31 protein-coding genes are annotated in these 20638 nt (G+C 59.1%); 4 read left to right on the top strand and 27 right to left on the bottom strand.

What is annotated here, in order from left to right; genetic code table 11:
* Positions 1-31: 31 nt before the first annotated feature.
* The 24 genes from HKD24_RS02910 to HKD24_RS03025 form a co-directional block, all read right to left on the bottom strand.
* Positions 32-508 carry a phage tail assembly chaperone gene (locus HKD24_RS02910; RefSeq protein WP_194258946.1) on the bottom strand — a complete coding sequence of 159 codons (477 nt, stop codon included), beginning with the start codon at positions 506-508 and terminating at the stop codon, positions 32-34.
* Positions 508-945: a phage tail fiber protein gene (locus tag HKD24_RS02915; RefSeq protein WP_194258947.1), complete on the bottom strand. Its 438-nt coding sequence runs from the start codon at positions 943-945 to the stop codon at positions 508-510. Before HKD24_RS02915 ends, HKD24_RS02910 begins: the two co-directional genes overlap by 1 nt.
* Positions 945-2087, bottom strand: a complete 1143-nt coding sequence (locus HKD24_RS02920) for a DUF3383 family protein (RefSeq protein ID WP_194258948.1) — start codon at positions 2085-2087, stop codon at positions 945-947. The genes HKD24_RS02915 and HKD24_RS02920 overlap by 1 nt, the downstream gene beginning before the upstream one ends.
* Positions 2088-2093: 6 nt before the next feature.
* The gene (locus HKD24_RS02925; protein ID WP_194258949.1) at positions 2094-2657 is read right to left on the bottom strand and encodes a phage neck terminator protein; all 564 of its coding nucleotides are present in this window, start codon (positions 2655-2657) and stop codon (positions 2094-2096) included.
* Positions 2609-2995, bottom strand: coding sequence for a hypothetical protein (locus HKD24_RS02930; protein ID WP_194258950.1), 387 nt, complete (start codon positions 2993-2995; stop codon positions 2609-2611). Before HKD24_RS02930 ends, HKD24_RS02925 begins: the two co-directional genes overlap by 49 nt.
* Complete coding sequence (locus HKD24_RS02935; RefSeq protein ID WP_194258951.1) at positions 2988-3674, bottom strand: hypothetical protein; 687 nt, start codon at positions 3672-3674, stop codon at positions 2988-2990. The genes HKD24_RS02930 and HKD24_RS02935 overlap by 8 nt, the downstream gene beginning before the upstream one ends.
* On the bottom strand, positions 3674-4120 hold the full coding sequence (locus HKD24_RS02940) for a DUF4054 domain-containing protein (protein ID WP_194258952.1): 447 nt from the start codon (positions 4118-4120) through the stop codon (positions 3674-3676). Before HKD24_RS02940 ends, HKD24_RS02935 begins: the two co-directional genes overlap by 1 nt.
* Entirely contained in the window at positions 4120-4563 is a 444-nt protein-coding gene (locus tag HKD24_RS02945; protein WP_194258953.1) for a hypothetical protein, read from the bottom strand. The genes HKD24_RS02940 and HKD24_RS02945 overlap by 1 nt, the downstream gene beginning before the upstream one ends.
* A 3-nt stretch (positions 4564-4566) precedes the next feature.
* Positions 4567-5610, bottom strand: coding sequence for a DUF2184 domain-containing protein (locus HKD24_RS02950; protein WP_194258954.1), 1044 nt, complete (start codon positions 5608-5610; stop codon positions 4567-4569).
* Positions 5611-6126: a structural cement protein Gp24 gene (locus HKD24_RS02955; RefSeq protein WP_194258955.1), complete on the bottom strand. Its 516-nt coding sequence runs from the start codon at positions 6124-6126 to the stop codon at positions 5611-5613.
* A 12-nt stretch (positions 6127-6138) separates the two neighbouring features.
* Positions 6139-7302 (bottom strand): DUF2213 domain-containing protein, encoded by a 1164-nt coding sequence (locus HKD24_RS02960; RefSeq protein WP_194258956.1) that lies wholly within the window; start codon positions 7300-7302, stop codon positions 6139-6141.
* Position 7303: 1 nt separating this feature from the next.
* Entirely contained in the window at positions 7304-8116 is an 813-nt protein-coding gene (locus HKD24_RS02965; RefSeq protein WP_228124130.1) for a phage head morphogenesis protein, read from the bottom strand.
* The gene (locus tag HKD24_RS02970) at positions 8113-9732 is read right to left on the bottom strand and encodes a phage portal protein (protein WP_194258957.1); all 1620 of its coding nucleotides are present in this window, start codon (positions 9730-9732) and stop codon (positions 8113-8115) included. The genes HKD24_RS02965 and HKD24_RS02970 overlap by 4 nt, the downstream gene beginning before the upstream one ends.
* Complete coding sequence (locus HKD24_RS02975) at positions 9732-10961, bottom strand: PBSX family phage terminase large subunit (protein ID WP_194258958.1); 1230 nt, start codon at positions 10959-10961, stop codon at positions 9732-9734. The genes HKD24_RS02970 and HKD24_RS02975 overlap by 1 nt, the downstream gene beginning before the upstream one ends.
* 2 nt (positions 10962-10963) lie before the next feature.
* Positions 10964-11413 (bottom strand): terminase small subunit-like protein, encoded by a 450-nt coding sequence (locus tag HKD24_RS02980; RefSeq protein WP_194258959.1) that lies wholly within the window; start codon positions 11411-11413, stop codon positions 10964-10966.
* A 2-nt stretch (positions 11414-11415) separates the two neighbouring features.
* Complete coding sequence (locus tag HKD24_RS02985; protein ID WP_194258960.1) at positions 11416-11760, bottom strand: hypothetical protein; 345 nt, start codon at positions 11758-11760, stop codon at positions 11416-11418.
* A gap of 62 nt (positions 11761-11822) precedes the next feature.
* A complete protein-coding gene (locus HKD24_RS02990) occupies positions 11823-12443 on the bottom strand; it encodes a hypothetical protein (protein WP_194258961.1) in 621 nt (206 codons plus the stop codon).
* A gap of 227 nt (positions 12444-12670) precedes the next feature.
* On the bottom strand, positions 12671-12985 hold the full coding sequence (locus HKD24_RS02995; RefSeq protein WP_194258962.1) for a hypothetical protein: 315 nt from the start codon (positions 12983-12985) through the stop codon (positions 12671-12673).
* Positions 12986-13301: 316 nt separating this feature from the next.
* Complete coding sequence (locus tag HKD24_RS03000; RefSeq protein WP_194258963.1) at positions 13302-13904, bottom strand: hypothetical protein; 603 nt, start codon at positions 13902-13904, stop codon at positions 13302-13304.
* A 2-nt stretch (positions 13905-13906) separates the two neighbouring features.
* Positions 13907-14770 carry a hypothetical protein gene (locus HKD24_RS03005; RefSeq protein WP_194258964.1) on the bottom strand — a complete coding sequence of 288 codons (864 nt, stop codon included), beginning with the start codon at positions 14768-14770 and terminating at the stop codon, positions 13907-13909.
* Positions 14770-15126: a VRR-NUC domain-containing protein gene (locus HKD24_RS03010; protein WP_194258965.1), complete on the bottom strand. Its 357-nt coding sequence runs from the start codon at positions 15124-15126 to the stop codon at positions 14770-14772. The genes HKD24_RS03005 and HKD24_RS03010 overlap by 1 nt, the downstream gene beginning before the upstream one ends.
* 4 nt (positions 15127-15130) lie before the next feature.
* The gene (locus HKD24_RS03015; protein WP_194258966.1) at positions 15131-15400 is read right to left on the bottom strand and encodes a DUF2312 domain-containing protein; all 270 of its coding nucleotides are present in this window, start codon (positions 15398-15400) and stop codon (positions 15131-15133) included.
* On the bottom strand, positions 15397-15615 hold the full coding sequence (locus HKD24_RS03020; RefSeq protein WP_194258967.1) for a helix-turn-helix domain-containing protein: 219 nt from the start codon (positions 15613-15615) through the stop codon (positions 15397-15399). The genes HKD24_RS03015 and HKD24_RS03020 overlap by 4 nt, the downstream gene beginning before the upstream one ends.
* Before the next feature lie 160 nt (positions 15616-15775).
* A complete protein-coding gene (locus HKD24_RS03025; protein ID WP_194258968.1) occupies positions 15776-16054 on the bottom strand; it encodes a helix-turn-helix domain-containing protein in 279 nt (92 codons plus the stop codon).
* A gap of 114 nt (positions 16055-16168) precedes the next feature.
* Here HKD24_RS03025 and HKD24_RS03030 point away from each other — a divergent pair, with 114 nt between their 5' ends.
* Positions 16169-16351 carry a hypothetical protein gene (locus HKD24_RS03030; RefSeq protein WP_194258969.1) on the top strand — a complete coding sequence of 61 codons (183 nt, stop codon included), beginning with the start codon at positions 16169-16171 and terminating at the stop codon, positions 16349-16351.
* Positions 16352-16354: 3 nt separating this feature from the next.
* Here HKD24_RS03030 and HKD24_RS03035 read toward each other — a convergent pair whose 3' ends face one another.
* From HKD24_RS03035 to HKD24_RS03045, 3 genes are all read right to left on the bottom strand, one after another.
* Positions 16355-16864, bottom strand: coding sequence for a hypothetical protein (locus HKD24_RS03035; protein ID WP_194258970.1), 510 nt, complete (start codon positions 16862-16864; stop codon positions 16355-16357).
* 75 nt (positions 16865-16939) lie between these two features.
* A complete protein-coding gene (locus tag HKD24_RS03040; RefSeq protein ID WP_194258971.1) occupies positions 16940-17473 on the bottom strand; it encodes a hypothetical protein in 534 nt (177 codons plus the stop codon).
* Complete coding sequence (locus HKD24_RS03045; protein WP_407646346.1) at positions 17470-17676, bottom strand: helix-turn-helix domain-containing protein; 207 nt, start codon at positions 17674-17676, stop codon at positions 17470-17472. The genes HKD24_RS03040 and HKD24_RS03045 overlap by 4 nt, the downstream gene beginning before the upstream one ends.
* Positions 17677-17900: 224 nt before the next feature.
* Here HKD24_RS03045 and HKD24_RS03050 point away from each other — a divergent pair, with 224 nt between their 5' ends.
* The 3 genes from HKD24_RS03050 (at position 17901) to HKD24_RS03060 (ending at position 20425) form a co-directional block, all read left to right on the top strand.
* Positions 17901-18482: a LexA family protein gene (locus tag HKD24_RS03050; RefSeq protein WP_194258973.1), complete on the top strand. Its 582-nt coding sequence runs from the start codon at positions 17901-17903 to the stop codon at positions 18480-18482.
* A gap of 504 nt (positions 18483-18986) precedes the next feature.
* A complete protein-coding gene (locus tag HKD24_RS03055) occupies positions 18987-19805 on the top strand; it encodes a hypothetical protein (RefSeq protein ID WP_194258974.1) in 819 nt (272 codons plus the stop codon).
* Positions 19806-19876: 71 nt separating this feature from the next.
* Positions 19877-20425 (top strand): hypothetical protein, encoded by a 549-nt coding sequence (locus HKD24_RS03060; protein WP_194258975.1) that lies wholly within the window; start codon positions 19877-19879, stop codon positions 20423-20425.
* Positions 20426-20638 lie beyond the last annotated feature (213 nt).

Consider the following 20638-nt stretch of genomic DNA (forward strand, 5'->3'; position numbering starts at 1 on the left):
CCGATGACCGTTGCCATAATCCGCGAGAGGTTTACGGGGCTGGCGGATTTTCGGGGCCGACTGCCCGGATCAGGGATGCCGCGAGCGGGGAACTCTGGAAGATCGCGGCCTTGAAAAAACCCACATGGAGATTGAACGCCTCCGACCGCAGGTCTGTCAGGGTCTGCGGATCCGAAATGTCCGCGTCAGTCAGATTGACGGGCATTGTCCCTTCCATTCGGACAATCTGAACGCAATTCAGAAGCCCCTCGAAAGCCTTGTCGCACGCCTCGTCGTCAATATTGGCGAAGATTGTCATGGACATGGAGGCGATACCGAGGATGCCTTCCTCCATCGCGCGCCGGACAGCCTGATCCAGCATCGCTTCCGACATCTTGTTCGTGCTCTGGATCACGGCCTTCGAAAGGTGCCGGGCCCACTTGTCCGCTGCGAAGGCAGACATGCGAGTGATGATGAACTTCTTGCCCGCGTCATCACCAGACGCGGGGCTCCATTCGACCTGCTTCATCAGATACCTGCCGGGAAGACTTTCTCCCACTGGATGGTGAAGGCCCGAGCTTCAAGGACAGTGCCGCCATTTGGGGCGACACTGCCGGTCATAAGCGCACCATTCGAAAATGTGTACTTCCGCTTGGTTGCCGGGACAGTCAGTTCGCCGCCAAGGGAGATTGCCGTCAGCGTGGACTGTTGGGCAGCGATGATCGCCTCAAAATAAATCAGCGACGGAGAGGCAGCAGAAAAGGTGAGCGTCTGATTAACCGGGCGCGGAATATAGCCACGGTTCAGGACGCCATCAATCGACATCTGGGATTCCAGCATCTCCACGGCTTCCTGCTCCCATGCCCGGTCTGTACCCCAGTTCTGGAGCGTGATCGGCGCATTGAAAAGCGAGGCGATTGTCAGCGTCATGATGCCATTGGCTGACGTAATGAAGGTATCGGCCATTACTGAACCTCAACGGAAGCAAGGTTAATGGACTGCACGGACTGGCCGTCGGTGTACCAGAACTTGCAGGGGGGAGAGGTTCGGGCCACACGGTCCGACGCGGGGGCCGTCGAAGCATTGGGCTGGAAGTACCAGCCGCGCGTCTGGAGCGTGCTGGCGATGGGTAGCCCGGCCGCATTGTTGACCTCCTGCGCCTCGGCAGTCGTCAGTTCCACGCCAGCGCGGATTGCGCCGAACGCCAGCGCCTGATTGATCGTATCCTGTGCGGCAGCCGAGATCAGCGCATCGCCCTGTGTGTTGTAGGGAATGTTTCCCGCAGAGAGCAGCAGCGTGAGCATGTCGGACTGGAAGGAGGCATTCATCCAGATCTGGTTGATGTAGCTGTCAGCCCACTTGAATTGGCCCGAGACCATGCCGCCACGCAGGAAGGTGAAGCGGCCCAGCCCGTTGGCGTGCATGCCGTAGAACGAATAGCCGTTCGCCGCGAGGACGCTGGCCGTCGTTCCATCCGTAACGGTGGCTGCGACGCTGGAGAACTGGCAGCCGAACAGGTTCTTGCGGCCGTCCGTGGCGTCGAAGTCCAGCGATGCCATCCAGCCAAGCGCCCCGGCTGCAACAAGCGGATCTTTGTAGAACACGCTGGTGCCGTCGAGGCTCTGCGCTGTCAGCCAAACGCCGAACGCCTCGGTGCTGTTTTGCGTGGTCGCCTGCGCATCCGTGTCCCAAGCAGCGTACCAGAACCGGTCAGTCTGCTCGCTCACCCAGGCGGCAATCGCCTGCTTGTCCGACAGGACCGGTTCGAAAGCCGTTGTGAAGCCTGCGAAATCCTGCGTCGCGCCGATCAGCGTGGAAAGATAACCGGGGAAGGCTGTACCGGACGTGAAGCCCGCGAAGTAGAGCTTGCTCGGTGTTTCATTCGCCCCGGTATAGCCGCCGAAGTAAACGGCTGCCATCTGCGCTTCCGTCGATGTCGCACCGAATGCGGTCGAAACGGCTGCTGCCGTCGTGTATGCGACCACAGTCCCAGCCGGAATGACTGCATTCTCGGTGATGATCAGACCATTGATGAACGCCACGCCGCCAGCCGCAGTCAGCGCGCTCGGGGTGACAGAGACCACCTGTGAAATGGGGATACCAGCCACTGGCTGTTACTCCTGCGTTGTGAGTGTGTCGGCCTCGATCGTGGTCACAGTGACCTCGGAGGCGAATTGCTGCGGGATGGTGCGCTGGTAGTTGACCTGCATTTTCAGATCGACGGACCAGGCGTCTTCGTACTGGTTCTCCGAGTTGGAGAAGCCGAGCTGGCGGGGTTCGGCCGCCATCAGGGGGGACAGGATCGGGCCGTTCGCTCGAAACCAGTCGGTGGTGTAGAAATCACGCCATAGTCCGCAGACCTGTTTGAGCGCATCGCCTGCGCCGGAACCGAAAGCTGTGACCTGTACGGCTACTTCACGCATTTCCGTGACGACACGAGATGTGTCCGTGTAGGACCAGCCGTTCGTAGCCAGCAGGCGCGTAGTGATGAGCTGCATCACGCAATACGGCCCGAGCGGGGACGGCGTTCTGTTCTGCTGGCCTTGCCGGATACGGAAAGGCGAGGGGAGAACGGTCTTGAGGTACTCACCCAGAGCCAGATAGAGCGCGCTATCCGTGGGGGTGAACGTTATTCCTGAGCTGGCGGCGTCTGGCGCGTCACCACAAGTTTGGACCATCGTCCGTATCCCCATTCTTCAAGAACCTGCGTCACCAGCCAGTCCGAGCCGTAGAAGTTCAGCACGTCGCCGCCCGTCTGAAGCGCCCGGTTCAGCCCTTTGATGCCGCCCGCGATGTAGACGGCCCTCATATCGGACTGCTGGGTGATGTTCTGAATGCGCTGGAGGTCCGACGTGCTGAGCGCCTGGACCTTGATCGTGCAGAGCAGGTCCGTCGTGCGGGGCGTGACGCTGAAGTCCGGATTGACTGTCTCCCCATCCGAGACCCGGAGGATGGCCTGAACGGGCGGGTTGACCACGTTCGTCGCGGCATTGGTGATGGCGAAGACGTTAATCACTGACGACCTCGTAGCCGACGCTGTTCAGCATGTGGCCGGTGTCGATCAGGGGCTTGTCGAAGCCCTTTGATCGGACGGTAGATGGAGCATTGGCAGGATCACCAAGATTCCGGATTTCCTCCTGGACCTGTCCGACGATCGCCTCAGCCGCTATGTCGAGGGCCTTGTCTATGTCCCCTTTTGCCTGCTTGAGAGCCGCAGCCAACAGCGCAGGCCATTGATCCCGGTTATTGGCGATGGCGTTGCGCATGAAGGGCCGCGCAGGGATGGTGACGGTATGTGCTGGAACGGTGTGTGTTGTTTCGAAATTAGACGATTTGGCTTTGACGAATCTTCCATTTTTGCGGAAAGAGCCGTCAGCAGCGACTGAGCGGTAGATATTCTGCTCGTGTTCTGGGATTTCGATCTCACCACCGAATTCGTTCTGATAAGCGATGGCTGCTACTGGCAGGCCGTCAGCATATGCTGCTCCAGGTGCGAGGCCGCTCTTATCCCGATCGCCCGACTTCTTCTTGGGATAAGTCGCCCCCTCCAAGAAGCCGATATTCATCTGCATCTGAGCAGACCTGCGAAGAACTCGCTCCAGCAGCCGGGCCATCCAGTTCTTCTGCACGCCCTGAACCTTGCCGTTCAGCGTCGCCTGAAGCCGGGCCATGCCTTTGATTGCGGTCTTTGCCATCAGGGCCAGATCCTTGCGCGTGGCGAGCGTCCGGGAACGAAGCGCATCTGCCGGAGATACGCCGTCGCCTGCCAGAACATCGCGCCGTATTGCGTCTGCATAAACCACGCCGCCGAGCCCGACTGCGCGCCCATGTCGAAGGAAACCGAGGTCGAGCCCTCGGAGGCTGAGGCAATGCGACCGACTGTGCCAGCACCATTTCCCCCGGCAGAAGCCGGCAGGTTCAGTTGCGCGATATGAGCCGTCAGGAGATTGAGCAGGCGCGCCCGTCTTCCGAGGTTCTGGACCGGACTGCGAGGCGTGTTGTTGAGGGTATCTCCAGCCTGATCGAAAAAATCCGATGCCTGCGTCTGGTTGGTGCTCGACGCCAGCGCAGGATAGAGGGCCGACCACGTCTCATAATCGAACGTGACGACGCCCGGCTGTGACGTGGCCGACCCGCTCATCAGGCTGCTACCCGGGCGCGGGCCGCTTCTTCAGCCGCAGCGAGGCCCTTGCGCTTGATTTCCTCGGGGTCGAGGGGTTCAAAGCCGGTCTTCTCGGCCTTGAACTCGTCTGCCCTGGCATTCGCGCGGGCTTCCGTCTGCTCTGCGAACACGCACCGGTTCTTCACCAGATCGCTGTCGGCATTCTGCTTCAGCCACGCATCCCAGAACGTCTTGTCGACCGTGGTGCGGCCGACCCGACCGAGTAGCACGTTGTCCTTCGGGTGGTAATCCGGTGCACGGTTTGCACCCTTGATCTCGACTTCCTTGACGTAGCCGACCGGGCTCAGATCAGGACGCTTTTCCTCGCTCAGCTTGGCGCGGCGCTCTGCGTCTCCCTCAGGGGAGAGGCGCAGACGCAGGCCATGGGGCATACGGCAAAGTACAGTGACGGTATCAGCCATGTCTTAGATCCCCACCATCTGGGCAACAGCCATGGGACGCTTCCAGATCGTGCCCCAGCCGCCACGCGACATCTTCTGGCGCGCGTTGGTGGAATACTGCTCCAGGCGGTGCATGGTCAGGCGTTCGGTAAACGCCGTCGTGACGGTCTCGACACCATCGACCTCCGGCACAAACATCTGCATGACGTTGGCACTGGTATAGCCGCCCGACATGGTGACGCCAGCTTCGGGCAGGAAGACGATCTCCATGTTCGGCCATGCCTTCTTCAGCATGTCCTCAAGGGTGATCCCAAACTGATTGGTGTAGGCCATCACCTGCGAAAGTTCAGACGGGAGGACCAACTTCAGGCGTGTCTGATTGGTGATGTTGCCCATCATCGCCTTGTTCAGCGCGGCGAACAGAGTCACGATGTCCGGATAAATCAGGTTCGGATCGCTGGTGCTGCTCCACGACGTTGCAGTTCCGGTCTTCACGGATGCCGTGATCGCAGCCGGAAGTGCCGGATCGTTCAAGGCGCCATAGTTCTCGAGACCGCTGATGCCGAACAGGTTCAGCAGGTTCTGCTGCTTTTCGAGCACAGACGCGCCAGCCGTGCGCTGCTCGGCCACCCAGTCGATGCTGCCCATACCCATCATCTCAGATTCCAGATCGCCATACTTGGCCCAGGTCTGGAAGGTGAAGGACTGGCGGTTGACCCAGTTGGCGTTTGCCGAGCTGTCGCCGGCCTGCTCGTAGTCGCCGTAGGCCACGGCATAGCCGGACGCCTCAATGACCGGGAACATGACCGTCTTGATCGCGCGGTCGCCCTTCTTCTGGGAACCGTAGATCTCTTCGGACTTGGTCGGCGTGACAAGCTGACGGATCAGCTGCGGATCGACCATCGTGTTGATGACGGCCGGGATACCACTGTTCGGGGCCGTGACCGCGCCGAAGGCCGGCGCCGCGTCATATGCGTTCCCGCGCTCGCCAACGTAATGTGTCACGCCCGGGAGGTTGATGCCCCAGTCCTGCGCAAGGCGGGGCGCGTCTTTCTGAAACGAAGCCATTTATTCGTTGCTCCCGGCAATCGGCGCAACTGCACCGGAAATAATGATGGTGGAGCCAGTCGTGCCGCCCTGGGTCACGATGAAGCCAGTTGCGACATGCCCGTCAGGCACCGTCCCGCCCGCTGCGCCTGTCGCCAGAGTGCCGTCCGTCGTGGAGGCATAGACGGCCTGACCCGGCGTTGCAGTCGTGGTCGCGACGGCGAAGTAATCGCCGCCCGTCATGAGCTGAACATTGAAGCCGCTCGGCAGCAGCATCGTGCTCTCGGCAAGATAAGCGGTAATCAAGGCCGTCTGGTCGCGAAGAACGAAGCCGGTCGGGGCTTCGGAGGCGATCGGCTTGTTCAGGACGGTCATGCCGTCAGCCTGTACCCAGCCGAACGCGCCAACCGTGACGCCAGCACCACCGGCGATGAAGCCCATAGGCCCCGGGATGGCGGAGCGGCGCGGGTTTGCCGAAGCGATGCCGCCCGGAAAGCCCTTGGCCCAGGTGTAATTGATCTTGGAAGGGAAACCCATCGGGGCCGCTCCTTACGCTTTGCGGCGAGCAGAGGCGCCCGCCAGAGGGGAATCACTGTCGATGGCGCTGTCAGCCGCGAGACGGGCCGGACGCTCGGGACGCTTGGCGTTGATCGCCATGCTGACGAGAGCGGGCAGGGCGCTTTCGTGGACGCTGGCGGCGTCCTGTCCGATCTGCTTGAGTGCGTAGCGGTAGATGTCGCCTGCGCTGTCCATGCCGATCACGTCACCGACGAGAGGCCGAACAGCCTCGCGCGCGTCCTGCGCCAACTTGTTGCGGCGGCGCTCCTTGGAGACGGCGGCCTCGATCAGGCGCGAGACAGAAGCAGCATCCATGCCCTTCTTCTCCTCGTCCTTTTTCTTGTCGTCATCGTCTTCGTCGGCGGCCTGATCGTCGTCATCGTCCTCATCGGAGGCCTTGGCGTCTTCCGCCTTCTTGGCGTCCTTGTCGTCGTCAGACTCGTCCTCGGCCTTCTTCTTGTCGTCGTCCTCGGTTTCGTCCTCATCCATGCACTTCTTGACGTCTTCCTCGGACGCATCCATGGCGAGACGGCCGGACTTGAGAGCGGCTGCAACCTTCGCCGCAGCAGACATGGGCTTGTGGGCAGCCATGCTCGTTTCCTTCATGATGTTGGGGGGCGCGCTATCGCCGATAATGGCGGTTTTCACGCGGGGCTCTTCCACCAGGGCAAGGTGGTTGAAGCGGATATTGACCATTTTCAGCGTGTAGGGCTGACCGTTGATCTCACCGTTTTCAGGGACGGTTTCATAGGCGTATCCAGCAGAAACGCACCGCTTGGACCCATCCTGAATTCGTTTGATGGCGTCGCCATCCCAGATCGCAAGCTCGCCAATCAGGTCAGGAGCCTGGAACGTGGCGTTGTTGACGCTGCCGACCGTGATCTCGCGCGGATGATCGTCCGCGCTGACGGGTTGGTGGATCTCGATCAGGGGCTTGCCGTTCATGCTCGATGCGGCTTCCCGCAAGGCATCGGCGTCCCGATACATCCAGTAGATCTCGTCCGGATTCAGTCCCAGACGCTCTGCACCATTGATCTCCCGCCCGTAATAGGGCGAGACTACAGCCGCACTGAGCACGCAACGCTCAACGTGCAGGTGCCCGTCCGCGTCGATGCGTCGCACCGACCGGTCCAGGGCCATGATTGTGTCTGTCATTTCAGGTATCAAACCCCGGAATAATCACCTGCGACGTGCAACGGCAGTTCGGTTCTTCCCCGGGGAAGATAAGTCTGCCGTCCCCATCCACGTCCGCGCCCTTGCGGATGTCATACCGAAGCCGTTTCCGGCCTGCCTCAACGTGCTTAGGGCGTGGATGCTTGCCGGCGCTTGAATGGCACCAGATCGCCTCGGTCAGCCCCAGATCAATCTGACGGGTCCGTGTGATGAAGGAAGTCGCCTTGTTGTTCTGGTCCCGTGCGATGAAGGCAGCGCGGCGTTGTGTGATGCCGTACCGCTCTTTGAGGTCTGCCGTCAGCGTGGATAGGTCGCGCCCGGCCATCGCTGATCGCTGGACCATCTGTGAGACTTCCGTCAGGTGGTGGTCCGCAATCGATTTGATAAGCGTGACGTTTTCGTTCACCGCCCCATTGATCGTGTTGGTCATGGCTTTCGACGGCCGGAACCTCACCGCAAAACCGGCCTGCTTCAGCTTGTCCATCAGAGATGTATCAGCATAGCCCTGCCAACGCTTGGATTGACGTTTCGCAATGTCGAGCGCCCGGTCATCAAACAGCCCACGCCACCGTGCGGTCAGCTTGTTCATGACCTTCTGAAGCTCGTCCGCTACGCTGTCCTGTGCGATGGTGGCTTCATGCTTCCGGTAGTTGGCCGTCAGCCAGTAGGTCAGACTGTCGTCCATTTCCCGGACGAGGCGCATCAGGTCCCGGTAATAGGCTGCCTCAAGCGCGGCACTGGCCCGGATAGGCTTGAGGGCCTTGCCGGTTGCAGATGTGCAACGGAGCTGGGTCAATCGTCACTTTCCTCACCACGCTTCAGCAGGCTTTCCATGTCAGGCATCTGCTCGGGCTCGGGCGGCTCAGGCGGAGGACCGGTCAGATCCACACCCTTGAAGATGGAGTGATCGTCGGTCGCCTCACGCTCGCGGCACTCTTCCGGCGAGACAATGCCTGCCGTGGAAAGCACAGCCATGAGGTCGGCCTTGATCTTCTCGATCTCCGCGAGCTGCTTCTCGTCCATCTGCCAGAGCGGGACGAAGTTGAAGGACAAGCTTTCGTCTATTTCACCCCAGAGATGAATCTGGACTGCTTCGAAGATACGCTGGAGAGAAGGGCGGATGTTCGCTTCCTGAAAGGCGGAAATCTCGTCGTAGAAGACACGGATTTCGCCATCGGATGAGGCGTTCAGACCGGTCGGCTGGATGCCGAACAGCTTCACAAGCGGGATGCCTGGAATGGCAGCCTGCGCTTCCATCGATTGCGCCTGCAGGGCATCCAGTCCAGATAATGGCGTGGCGATGATCGAAGCGTCCTCGCGCTCCTTGTCCACGACAATCGTGCCCTGACCTTCGGACACGTCCTGCATGTAGGCAGCACGGCCCTGCACCGAGGCCATATCCACATCGCCGTAAGGCATGGGCTGGGCGTCCATACCCGGCCCCATATCCGTCTGCATATTCCCCGTCATGTCCGTTTTCAGGACCAGCTTGGAGAAGTTGCGGACGATGGTGGCCGTGCTGTTGCGCGTGGCCAGATAGTTGTGGACGTAGGCGCGCAGCAGCTGTGTGAGCGACTGGCCTCCGAAGTTGAACGCCGGCGCCAGGATCTGGCTGACAGGGTAGGGGATCGTGGTCAGCAGGCGGGAACTGTCCACCATCGTGCCGAGAACCCACCAGTTGTCCGGCTTGTAGAAGTTTGGTGCCAGCGGGTTGTTCGCGTTGTAGCTGTTCGGTGTGGTCCAGATCGGCTCGATATTAGCAAGGCGCTCCAGTGAGCCTTTTGCCATGCCATTCTTGCCGATCACGAGCGGCTTTGACTGCGCTTCCGTGGTGAGAGCCGCGCCTTTGATGCCGATCCAGATATGGCCGAGCCCAAACGTCAGGCCGTGCAGAACATGCCGCTGCATGACCCGTCGCACATTCAGACGGTCGAACTCGCGCTCGACCTCTTGGATACGCTTCGCAGCTTCCTCGTTCTCTTCCGTGTCGCCGCCCTGCTTGTCGGATCGGAACTCGATCCATTCGCGAACGGCTTCACGCGCGATCACTTCGCACGGCTTGCGGAACTCGGCCCGCTGCGCCATCTGGGCCAGTTGAGGGTATCCGAGAAAGGCCAGACCGTCCTCGAAATAGTCACGCAGAACAGGAGCGGCGGTCGCAGCCCATCCACCCATGTCAGCGACCGCTTCGAGGCTGCCGCTGTCCATTGCGAGCGCATCAGGAGCAGAGCCGCGAACGCCTACAGGCGGCTTGTACGGGTCAAACGCCTCACGCGGATCAACCTGCATCCCTTCCGCGCCATGCCCGCGGAACGAGCGCAAGTTCAGGCGCCGATCGGAGCGTGACAGCACAGGCTCGCGCCGCTCGGGCAACGGCTTGCGCTCCCGGTTGCGGCTGAACCAGTGTTTCATCAACGTGTCCTTGATTTGTAGCCGGCGAAGGACGGCATAGATCTGCGGTTCTGGATGATGCCGTCCAGGGCGTAGCGCAGTGCATCGATCCAGTGATTCCAGGCATCCACAATGACCGGCAGCACTTCCTCAGTCTTGGGATCGACCTTGAAGGCGTATTTCCGGAACTCTTCAGCGATGCGGGGGCAGCGACGGTGGACAATGATGCGCTTGAACGCCTTCAGCCGGTCGATGCCATCTTCGACGCTTCCCGGCCACTTCTTGGCCGGCGTCATGTTGTAGCGGTAGCGGGTCGCCATGAAGCTGATGTTCTGGGGAGACGCGCAATCTGCCTTGATAGGCCAGCGCCGCGTTCCGGGGATCTCATCCAGCACGGCAGGCAGCTCATCCAGATGGATGCCCGTTCCACCTGCCTCGTAATCGACGTACAGCACCTCGTCACGGATGAAGCACCGGACAATCGCTGTTGGATCCTGCGAGAAGCCCCAGTCCAACCCGTAGAAAAACCGAGCATCCTCTGGCGTCTCGAAATCATCGATCGTGACCCGCTTACGGAAGATTACCGCGTCCGAGATGGTGACGTAATCACCCTCCCAGACGTGGTCATACTCGTCCGGTCGCGCCCTCTGATCTTCCTCACGCTCGGTTGGTAGCGTGCCATCACCGAACCACGGATTGTCCGACCAGTTGGCCCGCACAGCCGTTAGATCGGCGCGGTCAGAGCCTTCACCGCGGAAGAATTCGTCAATCGGATCATCAGAGGACGCAGGGTTCCATGATGCCCAGATTTCAGAGCCAGGCTTACGCAGTGTCGGTCGCAGCATTCGCCACGAGTAAGAGCTGATCGACTGGGCTTCCTCGATCCACGCGCGGTCAAAGCCTTCGAGTGACTTGATGCTGTCCGCTGTGTGGTTCTGCAAACCCTGAAAGACGATCAGGCCATCGCCCGGTGTCTTGATGACCTGGTCCTGAACATCGAAATGCCGGTTCAGGTTGAACTGGTTGATCTTGTCCACGATCAACTGCTTGGATGATCGCGCAATCGATTTCTGGATTTCGCGGATGCAGACCGTTCGGTGGCCCGGTATCGCCAGATGCTCTTCGACGGTCAGGCCGCCAAAGAAGTGCGACTTGCCAGACCCTCGGCCGCCATATGCGCCTTTATACCGGTTCGGCTTCAGGAGAGGCAAGAAGACGCGCGCTGTGGGGATCTCCAGCGCTTTCGTCATGCTCAATCCTTCTTGGGCACGTCCACGACTACCCGTCGAATTTCTGTAAACTCCAGCGGGCCGCCGTCAGCGCCGGTGTGTTCCTGCGTGATCTTGTCGCCGTATACCTTCGGGGCTCGCTTGCTCATCACCCATTTGAGAGCGTCAATTTTGACCCGGGCAGCAGCGGCCGTCACAGGATCTGCCGATCGCGCTTCGCTCAGGATTTCTGCCTCATAAGCATCAGCAGCGACCTCGCGCGCGCGGGCGTATTGTGTGCTGTGTTCAACATCAGCCCTGATGTATCGCCGGATTGTCGTCCAGTCCGGCATGTGAGCCATGGCAGAGATGTCGCGGATCGTATGTCCCTGCTCGATCAGGTCCAGAACCTCATCCCAGACTTCAGGAGTGATGGGAGTAGGCGGCGCTCTTTTAGGACGAGCCGGAATAACTTCCGCCTTCTTCCTCGCCATAACTACCTCACCAGATACTTGGCCACGCCTGCTTCAACGCGCCTCGCATCCATTTCGCGTTCAATCGCGCGCCGCATGCGGCAAAGAAGGGCAGGGGAAAGCGAGCCGTCTTTCGTCAGCTTGCAGGCATTGTGGAACACGAAGGGTTTGCACCGGATTAGCGCGCCATCGACCAAGCCGAGATGCAGAGTGTCAGGAAATTCGATCAGGATATCCGCGCGATGCCGGACGGTCCGCGTCGAGAGAACGGGACACAGTGCTGCGTTGCCTGATTGTATTTCCGCAATCACATGCAGCGAACCACGCCACTTCACCACATCACCAGTTGTGAGTGTGGCTTGAGCCATGGCTGATTGTCCGGGATGAAACTTGCGCTACAGGCGCAATTCTTCAGTGTTGTCCAACCGTATCAGGCGCTGGGTCCAAGTACAAGCGCTTTATTCCGCTCGATCCTGTCACGGATTTCCTTGCGAACCCCCGAATAAGCCCCGCAAAGCTGCTCCAGAACCAGCGCGCACTGCCCGGAAACGATGCGCCGCCCATGTGCTGACTTGTCGGGGACAAGCGCTTCAGCCATCGCCGAGAAAGACAACTCACGCGCCAGCATCATTTCCAGCCGGATATGGGCACAAAGCCCAAGGCGATCACGGATCATGCCAATCCGCTCGGCAGCATTTCCACGCGAAATGGCGAACGTATGGACATCGCCCTTCACGTAATCGGAGGGCAGAACGTCACTCAGGATGTCCAGATATCCGTGATTTGCGAAGACATAGTCACAGATCCACCATTTCGCGGCCGTGACTGCATCACCGTCGATATCGCCAGCCATATGCAGGGCGTTTACGGTATTCAGCTTGATCCGCTTCTTGCCCTGCCATTCATAATCCCCCTTCGCCATCCGCTCGGGCGTTGGAGAATTATCCTCTGCCTTTGCTGGAATGAATGCCGTTTTTCGGACCGTCTTCGGTGTCGAAAACTGGCGGATCGTGTCGCCGAGTCCGACGCGGGATTTCAGGGCTTCTGGCATTGCTCGATCATACCCGAACTATTGCTATCGGTACAAGCGATTTCAGAACGGCCATGGCTCATTCTCCAGTTCCCGGACCCGCTTCCTCAGATCAGCGACATCCCGCTCCCGCTCCTCCAACGTCGCCAGCGCATCGCACCAATTTCGGTTCAGAGCGAAACAGGATTCCCGCAACCGCTGCACTTCGGACCAAGGGTTCAGCCACCACGCCCCTTGAAAAATACCCATCAAACAGCCTCCCACCGCCCATATCCTGCCTGAGAAACCAGAGACCGTTCGGCCATTCCGCGCAGGTATTGCCGCAATACGGGAATGGTTCGAATATCCACGAGTGTCCGACGCATTAATCGCAGCAACGTCGCCTCAGTAACGTTCTCTCCGAATTGCTCGGCACTGAAGCGCATAGCGGTCAAGATGAACCCATCCGCCGCCTTCATGCCGCGCTCCGTCTCAGGCGACACAAGATCCTCTTGCGCGATAGTTTTCTCTGACTGGCGGAAAGCCCGCCAATCATCAGCAGTCCACACCTTGTTGCCGGTCATCCCTATCACTCCCCACTCAACCCGAGATCACCCTCGGTATTTATTGTTCCACAATTCTCGAACAAAGCCGTAGAGGCATCGCCATTGCCTCCAGACATTTTCGCCCCATCATCTATCGTCTGACATTCCACACCGCACTCAGCGGCCAACGGTGGCACCTCTCCGCGCATGTCTGCGAGCAAGGCGCGACCGTGAGTGCCGATATCGCATCCATGGCGGGCCTGAGTGGCTGCACACGCCGCCGCCCAGTTCCTCGGCTTGGCCAGTCCGGCCGCGTGTTCGCCGATGCAGTCGGGCCAGGTGTTGGATTGTTCGGTCATGGGTTAATCCCTTCACCCATTGCAGCCTTCAGCTCGCGGATCACGGCATCGGCTAGAGCCCCAGCACGAGCCAGTTCCGAAGCATCGGGCCGCTTGCGTTCCGGCTCACTCGGCTTTTCGGCCATGGCGAGGATCTCCCGCAGGCCAGTGACCTCGGACCGGATCTGCTCGGCATAGGGCCGGAGATGCGCGTGCAGTTCGCCCGGTGCCGGCCAGCGGGAACCGACGGGATAGCCGTTGCGATCAGACTGGCGTGTCCATGCAATCCGGGTTTCCGGCGTCCATGCGCCATCCGGGATGTCAGCGCAGACCTCGGCAAAAACCGCGCAGATTTCGCCAGACGGAACGGGAGCGTTCGACACCAACGTTGCGAGCTTGGCCAGCCAGGTCTTGATCCCCTCGAACGGCGGCGGGTTTGCTGCGGCTTCGGCCATGGCAAGCTGCCGACGGACCGCGGCAAGGCGATCAGGCGTCAGGTCGGACCGCCAGAGATACCCTTCGCGCTTTGCCGAGATCAGAGCCCTGAGGTCGCCGCTTGCAGGGACGTAGCCGGCAGCCTTGGCGACCGTTCCCCGGTTGAGTTTTGCGATTTCTGCCATGGTCAGTACCCCTCCAGCATCACGCCGGATTTCCATGCGGTCGCATTGTCGGCCCGTTGCTGCGCCTTGCTCGGGACGGCTGGTGGCCGCATCCCGTCCTCACGCCGAACCCAGTTCCGCCACGTCGCGTCCCAGTCGGCCTTGCAGCCCTTGGCTCCAGGCACGCCGAGCCAGTAGTCGCGGAACACCTCGGCCGTTCGGACCGGATCGACCTGGTTGGCTTCGGCGAACTGGATTTGCTCGGGGGTCGGCTGCCAGTCGGCAGGAAGGCGGGAGGCCCGTTTCGGCTTTTCCGATTTCGGTGCGGGAGCGGGCGGCGCGTCCACGCGCTCTCCCTCTGAGCGAAGCGAAGAGGAATTACCTTCTTCCTTTCTTACCTTCCTACCTTCTTCCCTTCTGTTTTCGAAATCCTCTACCGGTACGATACCAGTACGCGACTGGTCGCTGTTCTCGACCGCTTCCGTGGCTTCTGATCCTGTAGCAGTATCGTTTTTCTTGCGTTCTTCCTTGCTCAGAACGTGTACCGTTCCTGCATATTCGCGTACTTCCGGCGGCATGGGACAGAACCGATCCGGTTTCTGTGCTCGCTGCCATTTGCCGAAATTACGTACTGCTCCGAACCTTTTACCGTCCTCGTCGTATTCCAGTACGATATTGCTATTGGACAACTCTTCGAGCAGAGCGGACACATCGACATTATCAGCAGGAAAGATCCGCATCTTGAGGGTGAGGGGCTTCCACTCGAAACCGCCTCCGTCATCAGCGTGATTCCAGATCCCCATAATGAGGACACGAGCGGCCATGGACAGCGTGGCGAATGCTTCGTCCGTCCAAAGGCCTGGGTGAATGCTGCGAATGCGTGCCATCAGGCCATCACCTCCCCACGCAAAGAAATGCCCTCACGGGACAGGAAGCCGATCACGTCATCCAGACACCGGCAGACGGCGACAGGCGCACCTGTGGACTTGAGGCGCTTGTGCAGCGCCCGCTGTTCCTTTGAAACGCTGCCCGTAGGTGTCTTGATCTCGACGTAGAGCGTGCGGCCTGCGTGCGTGAACTGCATGTCCGGCACGCCAGCGATACATCCGCGTGCCTTCCGCCGCGCGCCTTCACGCTGCCCGTTGCGTCGGTTCTCATTGCTCCATGCCACGACGTCGTCAGGTAGCAGGATCTGCAAGGCGCGCCAGATGTGGGTATGGAGCCTATCCTCTTCGTTGCTCATGTCGTTACATCCCAAGCGCACGGCGGTAGACGTCGAGCAACGTTTCCTGCTCTTCCACGTCGGCGGGTTCCTGCTTCCGGATCCGGATGATCTGCTTGATGACCTTCACGTCGAAGCCCGCGGACTTGGCTTCGGAGAAGATATCCTTAATGTCGCCCTGCAGGGCCTTGCGCTCCTCTTCGAGGCGCTCCACCCGCTCGATGATAGAGCGCAGACGATCCGCGGCGATGCCGCCCACAGCGGCGTCAGAGTTGTGGCCTGTCATGTCTGTCATCGGTTCTGGCCTTTCATCGGGCGGATCGTTTCAACCACGACATATCCGAGCGCATTCAGCACTCGGTTGCGTGAGTCTGTGCGACCGTTGTTCACGGCCTGGGAAATGTCGGACTGGCTGATGCGAAGCTCGCGGGCGAGGGCATGCTGGCCGCCAGCCAGTTCGACCGCATCACTGACGATTGATTGCGCATCTGAAATCGGGCGCTCGCTCATTTCCGAAGCTCCTCACGGGCAGCATTGAGAGCCCGCTGATACCGAGCCATCTCGGCCTCCGCCCAGGCGGACCAGGAATCCCAGTCGCGCCAGAGAATGCGCAGCCACGCGAACCGGTATGACGGCGGCGGCCCCGCGTGATGGCCGAACCCAAACCGGCCTAGCTTAAGGGTGAACCAGGGCATTGTGTGTCCTCACGCGCCTTGCGGCGCTCTGCGACGAGGCGTTCAACCTCGTCCGCAATGGAGTTGCAGGAGGCCATCAGCTCAATCAGCGCCTCGATGTCGGGCGCGCTTGATCCTGAGAGCCAATTCTTCGCGGTCCGGGGCGTCTTGTTCGACGCGCGGGCCAGCATCTCTTGAGCAAACCGGTACGGCTTGAACTCGCGCGCAATGACGTCGAGCAAGGAAGCCCGTATCGGGCGGACGGCCGCGCTCATCGTGGCCCTCCTTGTGTCTGAAAAGGACCAACGTTGGTCCGTCTTGGGCCAAGCATTACGCATCTGGTTTCTCCATTCTCTGCCGTGTCACCGAGCAGAGAAGGAGCAACAGCGATGGAAGGAGACGCGCCCCAGACACCACAATTCGAGATCGATGCGGACAGGCCGCACCTTGCCGCAGACCTGTGCAGGGACGCCCAGTTGTGGGGCGTTCTGCACAGCCGGCAGCCGCAGGAGGTCAAGGACCACCTGGCGCTCAAACTGGCGATGTTGATCGGGGCGGACATCTGGGGGTGAGCCTCAGTGCATCCGACCGCCCCGACCGAACGCGAAGTCCGGAACGGGAGGAGGGTTGCCGCCGAACAGCGCACGCCACGACACATCCGAGAGCGGCGCCAGTGGCGGCCGCAGGATCGGCGGTGTGCGTTCAGCCTTCGGGTTCAGAGCGCGCTGACGTGCGGCTTTCCACTTGGAGCGAATATCCTTCGGGACCCGACGCTCCATGGCTGCAGACAGCGCCACCGTAGAGACACCCAGTCTTTCGGCGATGGCGGAAGCACTCTCTTCCCGCTCCATCATTTCAAGCAGGGTCGGCATCAGCGGCGCCCAGTCGATGCGGGTGCGAGAAGAAGCACCGCCTGTCGAGCTATCGTTTGGCGACAGACCGTTCAGGCCGTAACGACGGATGGCAGTGGCAAGGGAATTTTCAGACACACCAAAATGGTCCGCAAGTTGGGCGCGTGTCTTTCCTTCGCGGATCAGCCGTTCCAGTTCACGCAGGCGAGGCTTCCATTTGAAGCTTTCAGCCATCAGACAGCCCTCCCGGCAAAATGCGTCCGGAGAAGCGCGGCGAAGGACAGGGAGCAGAAGGCAATAGAAGCGAAATCAAGCATCGTCCCGGACTCCCTTCGCGGAAGTATCGGGCGTAGCGTCATTGCGGGGATCGGCGGCAACCGAGTCCCCGCTTGTGATCCTCTCTTGAAATGGAGAGAGCGAAATACCTATCGTGAAAGGATAGACCGTTGCCTTATCAGTCTTTCTATCTTGATGACCTAAAAATTCAGGTTGGCTCTGGCCAGGACAGTGAGATTTTTTTTGTTCATTTTTGCGCTCATTGGGAGCCAATGACGGATGTTCAGTCTCGACCTGAGTTTTCCGGCCCACCTCGGCCTGTCCCAGAGACGACATCCCGTCTTGAGCTAGTTGTGCCCATGAAAACCCTTGCAGCACAGACGCGAGATCAATGGCGCTCTTGGCTTCTGAACTACCTTCAGAACCCAGGCGGATCAGCGTCAGCAGAAGAACCCACTGACGAAAGCTGATCTGAACCGTCCTGTCCGCATCGAGGTTCTCGACGTCCGAGATGCGGGCAGTTGGGGTCCATCGGATACCGAGATACTGACGAAACTCCCCCATCACGCCACCTCCTTCCGCTTGGCGCGGGTGGAATAAATGGCATCCATCATGCGGTTGACGGTGGCGACAGTAGGGGAAGTCTTTCCGGCCTTCCATCGCTGGAACGTGCTGCGTGCCATGCCAGAGAGGGAACACACCTCTCGCATGGTCATCCCCTTGTCAGCGGCGCTTTGCTCAATCTGCTGGGGCGTCGGTAGGTTGTTCATATGAGCATGTTATGCGCATTATTGCGCAGTAGGCAAGCGCAAAAGTGCGCAGAGACGCAATACGCCTTATGTGCGAAAATGCGCATATGGTGAAGAAGCCCCAAATCCCGGACGTCCGAGAAAATCAGCGGGCGTGGATTAACCAGATCCGAAAAGATACTGGAGACTCATACGCTGCGATTGCTCGAAAAAGTCAGGTAGCACCATCAACTATCGTTCGCTTCATGAACGACGAAACAGCCACGCATAGCCTGTCGGCTACGACGGAAGCTAAGATATCGGCCGCCTACAATGGTGCCCCTGCCGCCAAGGCCCTCCTGTCACCGATCCACACAACGCAAATCGAAGTCCGGGGCGACGTGCAGGCCGGCGTATGGCGCGAGGCCATCGAATGGCCGGCCGTGGATTGGTACGCCATCACGGTACCGATCGACACGGCCTATCAGGGCTTTCACCGCTACGGACTGAAGGTCTGTGGCCAGTCCATGAACAAGGTGTTCCCGGAAGGCTCCGTGGTCGTGGTTATCAATTTCGGCGACCTGGGCCGCCTGCCTAAGACGGGTGACTTCGTGGTAGCCGTACAGCGGTGCAGCAAGACGGACCAATACGAGGCCACGGTCAAAGCTGTGCAGATCAGGGATGACGGAACAGTGATCTTATGGCCGCAGAGTTGGGACCCGGCCTTTCAGACGCCTGTGGTCCTGCCACCGCAGAATGGTGGCGATAGTGCAGGCACGCCAGACGTGATGATCCAGGCGCTTGTCGTGGGTAGCTATCAGCCGAACCCGAAGGCTTCGTTTTCGTGAACTATGTCGTTGGGAAGTGGACTTGGAAGTGAGGGTAAAAGATAATATGGCGAATGCTGAGTAGATGAAACTGACCAAGGCGCAGTTCTCAGATCTTGATATTCGAATGAATACTGACAAGCGTGTTGAGCTCATCAGTGACTGGGAAGAAGTACCTTCTTCTGCTGGGGAATGTCATAGGTCACTCTCCATTTCGTCAGGAGGAATTATTCTAACTGATAGGATTGTCCTTACCGCCTATCCCGGCAGAGGCGAGGAGGGTGCAAAGGCACACTACGCCACAGCATCAAATTATCAGGCGGCCCGCTTGGAAATCGGACGTCCCGGGCTTTATCATACGAACAAGGGCACCCGACCTACGGGGCTTCCTATTCGAGTTGCATCTCCCCATGCTCATTTATGGAGAGACAACAGGCTACGGCTACAAAATGGTAGCAACACCGCAGATCTTCCATTAGCTAACAATCTTCCAGCGACCGTCACGAATTGGGAGGAGGCTGTACGATGGTTTTTAACAGAATGCAGGGTTCTCGTCCCGGATCGGATAGCAGCTTTCGGCTTGCCCAGGGCGACAACTCTATTATGAGTACCATACTGGAGACGGTGGCGGCCGAACGTGCTCCTGTGCGCGCTGGCGACGATTATGTTTTCGCCACTGATTGTCTTTATTTTGACGCCTCGTCCGTTGCTATTCGGGTTGCGGTTAGCCCGCGCGGGGAGCGTCTTACCGTGTCCGATGATGGCAATGCCATTGATCGAGTGATCGCCATGGAGCGTCGGGTCCCGGGATATGAAAGAACAGCCAAGGCTGTTGCAGCGCGAAACGGTATTCAGGCAAATGCAGGTGTGCTTTTTGCGAATCCAAGCTGCGCGGAAGAAATTGCGGTTTATATTTCGATAGTTGCAAATGCCAGCAAGGAACTTGCAGACAGATTGAAAGACGCTTCAATAGCCAGGTCTTATCGAGACCTTACTAACGAAATGATAGGTCGCCTCGATAATTGGTTTCCAGGCATAGCAACAAGAAGAAACGCAAATATTCTCGGTGTTAGCAATAAGGTTCACTCGTTTGATCTTGAAGCTATTTTAGAAAATCAGAAAACAATTCTCATTGATGAAATTCGCCCTCGGAATGTAAATACAATTTTGGCCGCGAGTTTTGATGTAGGACGGCGTTCAGATATCGATCTATCTATGTGGGCTGTCTACGACCCCGCCATCGCCAATGATATTGGAGGCCCTAACTTGACGCTGTTAGCTTCCGTGGCGCGCACAATCTCGATTGACGAATTAACCCCAGACTTGCTTTTGAGGCGCGCCTAATCTGGGGCATTTCTTTTCCACCCGGCTCCGGCCGGGTTTCTTTTTGCTCATTGAAGAGAAAGCTGAACGTCATGGATTTCAGTCAGAAGATCGCCGATATTGGCACTGAAGCCTTGAAGGCCTATCGCTACATGTCTGGCATCAGACATGATAATGAGATCCCGGAGATTTTTCTGGGTTGCCAGATTGCCATTGGTCTTCATAAGCAATGCGGCGTCCATGCTCACGTTGAGCGCCCTTACCTGGATATTCTTCGCGAACTTGGCGGCTTGGTCGGAAGTGACGAAATTAACACCTTCGGTGGCTTACGTGCGGATGTTGCCATTTACAAAGACAGCATGCCGATTGCGATCATTGAGCTGAAAATATGCGATGAAGGCGATCGCCGAGGGGGTAAGGTTCTCGCTGATCTCGAGAAAATGAAGACGCTCTCAGAAGGACGGAAGCTCGATACCTATCTCGGTATTCTCCTAACCGACATGGATAAAGGTTTGCTCTGCGACAAGAGGCGTTCCCAGATCGAAACACTTCTTGAAGGACGCTTCAGTGGTGAAGGTGCCTTGGAAGCAGCATCAAGCAACGCTGGCTGGAACTGGCAGTTCCTCGCCGGAAAATTCTGACCCGCAGGCCATCAGAAGCAGTTTCCTTTAGCAACCAGCACCCCAGACAGGCATTGAATAATCGTCACCCGCCAATGGAGACGATTATGCCTGACGCTCGAACTGCCTGCGGTCAGCCACCAGCGCCGCCGCCAAGCCCTCCCGGACCACCGCACCCCAATCCATACCCGCCGCCAGGAGAGGGGCCGCCACCTATGCAGGAGCCGCCCCAGC

Origin of the sequence: Gluconobacter vitians (assembly GCF_015244565.1) — a bacterium.
Taxonomy (GTDB): Bacteria; Pseudomonadota; Alphaproteobacteria; order Acetobacterales; family Acetobacteraceae; genus Gluconobacter; species Gluconobacter vitians.

What these genes read in the sequence shown, in the direction of transcription:
- HKD24_RS02910 (WP_194258946.1), bottom strand. Translation starts at nt 508, where the DNA reads ATGAAGCAGGTCGAATGGAGCCCCGCGTCTGGTGATGACGCGGGCAAG.
- HKD24_RS02970 (WP_194258957.1), bottom strand. Translation starts at nt 9,732, where the DNA reads ATGAAACACTGGTTCAGCCGCAACCGGGAGCGCAAGCCGTTGCCCGAG.
- HKD24_RS03050 (WP_194258973.1), top strand. Translation starts at nt 17,901, where the DNA reads ATGAACGACGAAACAGCCACGCATAGCCTGTCGGCTACGACGGAAGCT.
- HKD24_RS03015 (WP_194258966.1), bottom strand. Translation starts at nt 15,400, where the DNA reads ATGACAGACATGACAGGCCACAACTCTGACGCCGCTGTGGGCGGCATC.
- HKD24_RS03035 (WP_194258970.1), bottom strand. Translation starts at nt 16,864, where the DNA reads ATGGCTGAAAGCTTCAAATGGAAGCCTCGCCTGCGTGAACTGGAACGG.
- HKD24_RS03005 (WP_194258964.1), bottom strand. Translation starts at nt 14,770, where the DNA reads ATGGCACGCATTCGCAGCATTCACCCAGGCCTTTGGACGGACGAAGCA.
- HKD24_RS02995 (WP_194258962.1), bottom strand. Translation starts at nt 12,985, where the DNA reads ATGACCGGCAACAAGGTGTGGACTGCTGATGATTGGCGGGCTTTCCGC.
- HKD24_RS02975 (WP_194258958.1), bottom strand. Translation starts at nt 10,961, where the DNA reads ATGACGAAAGCGCTGGAGATCCCCACAGCGCGCGTCTTCTTGCCTCTC.
- HKD24_RS03055 (WP_194258974.1), top strand. Translation starts at nt 18,987, where the DNA reads ATGGTTTTTAACAGAATGCAGGGTTCTCGTCCCGGATCGGATAGCAGC.
- HKD24_RS02915 (WP_194258947.1), bottom strand. Translation starts at nt 945, where the DNA reads ATGGCCGATACCTTCATTACGTCAGCCAATGGCATCATGACGCTGACA.
- HKD24_RS02980 (WP_194258959.1), bottom strand. Translation starts at nt 11,413, where the DNA reads ATGGCGAGGAAGAAGGCGGAAGTTATTCCGGCTCGTCCTAAAAGAGCG.
- HKD24_RS03025 (WP_194258968.1), bottom strand. Translation starts at nt 16,054, where the DNA reads ATGAGCGCGGCCGTCCGCCCGATACGGGCTTCCTTGCTCGACGTCATT.
- HKD24_RS03060 (WP_194258975.1), top strand. Translation starts at nt 19,877, where the DNA reads ATGGATTTCAGTCAGAAGATCGCCGATATTGGCACTGAAGCCTTGAAG.
- HKD24_RS03000 (WP_194258963.1), bottom strand. Translation starts at nt 13,904, where the DNA reads ATGGCAGAAATCGCAAAACTCAACCGGGGAACGGTCGCCAAGGCTGCC.
- HKD24_RS03010 (WP_194258965.1), bottom strand. Translation starts at nt 15,126, where the DNA reads ATGAGCAACGAAGAGGATAGGCTCCATACCCACATCTGGCGCGCCTTG.
- HKD24_RS03030 (WP_194258969.1), top strand. Translation starts at nt 16,169, where the DNA reads ATGGAAGGAGACGCGCCCCAGACACCACAATTCGAGATCGATGCGGAC.
- HKD24_RS02955 (WP_194258955.1), bottom strand. Translation starts at nt 6,126, where the DNA reads ATGGGTTTCCCTTCCAAGATCAATTACACCTGGGCCAAGGGCTTTCCG.
- HKD24_RS02960 (WP_194258956.1), bottom strand. Translation starts at nt 7,302, where the DNA reads ATGACAGACACAATCATGGCCCTGGACCGGTCGGTGCGACGCATCGAC.
- HKD24_RS02985 (WP_194258960.1), bottom strand. Translation starts at nt 11,760, where the DNA reads ATGGCTCAAGCCACACTCACAACTGGTGATGTGGTGAAGTGGCGTGGT.
- HKD24_RS02945 (WP_194258953.1), bottom strand. Translation starts at nt 4,563, where the DNA reads ATGGCTGATACCGTCACTGTACTTTGCCGTATGCCCCATGGCCTGCGT.
- HKD24_RS02990 (WP_194258961.1), bottom strand. Translation starts at nt 12,443, where the DNA reads ATGCCAGAAGCCCTGAAATCCCGCGTCGGACTCGGCGACACGATCCGC.
- HKD24_RS03045 (WP_407646346.1), bottom strand. Translation starts at nt 17,676, where the DNA reads ATGAACAACCTACCGACGCCCCAGCAGATTGAGCAAAGCGCCGCTGAC.
- HKD24_RS03020 (WP_194258967.1), bottom strand. Translation starts at nt 15,615, where the DNA reads ATGAGCGAGCGCCCGATTTCAGATGCGCAATCAATCGTCAGTGATGCG.
- HKD24_RS02925 (WP_194258949.1), bottom strand. Translation starts at nt 2,657, where the DNA reads ATGGTCCAAACTTGTGGTGACGCGCCAGACGCCGCCAGCTCAGGAATA.
- HKD24_RS02935 (WP_194258951.1), bottom strand. Translation starts at nt 3,674, where the DNA reads ATGGCAAAGACCGCAATCAAAGGCATGGCCCGGCTTCAGGCGACGCTG.
- HKD24_RS02940 (WP_194258952.1), bottom strand. Translation starts at nt 4,120, where the DNA reads ATGAGCGGGTCGGCCACGTCACAGCCGGGCGTCGTCACGTTCGATTAT.
- HKD24_RS02950 (WP_194258954.1), bottom strand. Translation starts at nt 5,610, where the DNA reads ATGGCTTCGTTTCAGAAAGACGCGCCCCGCCTTGCGCAGGACTGGGGC.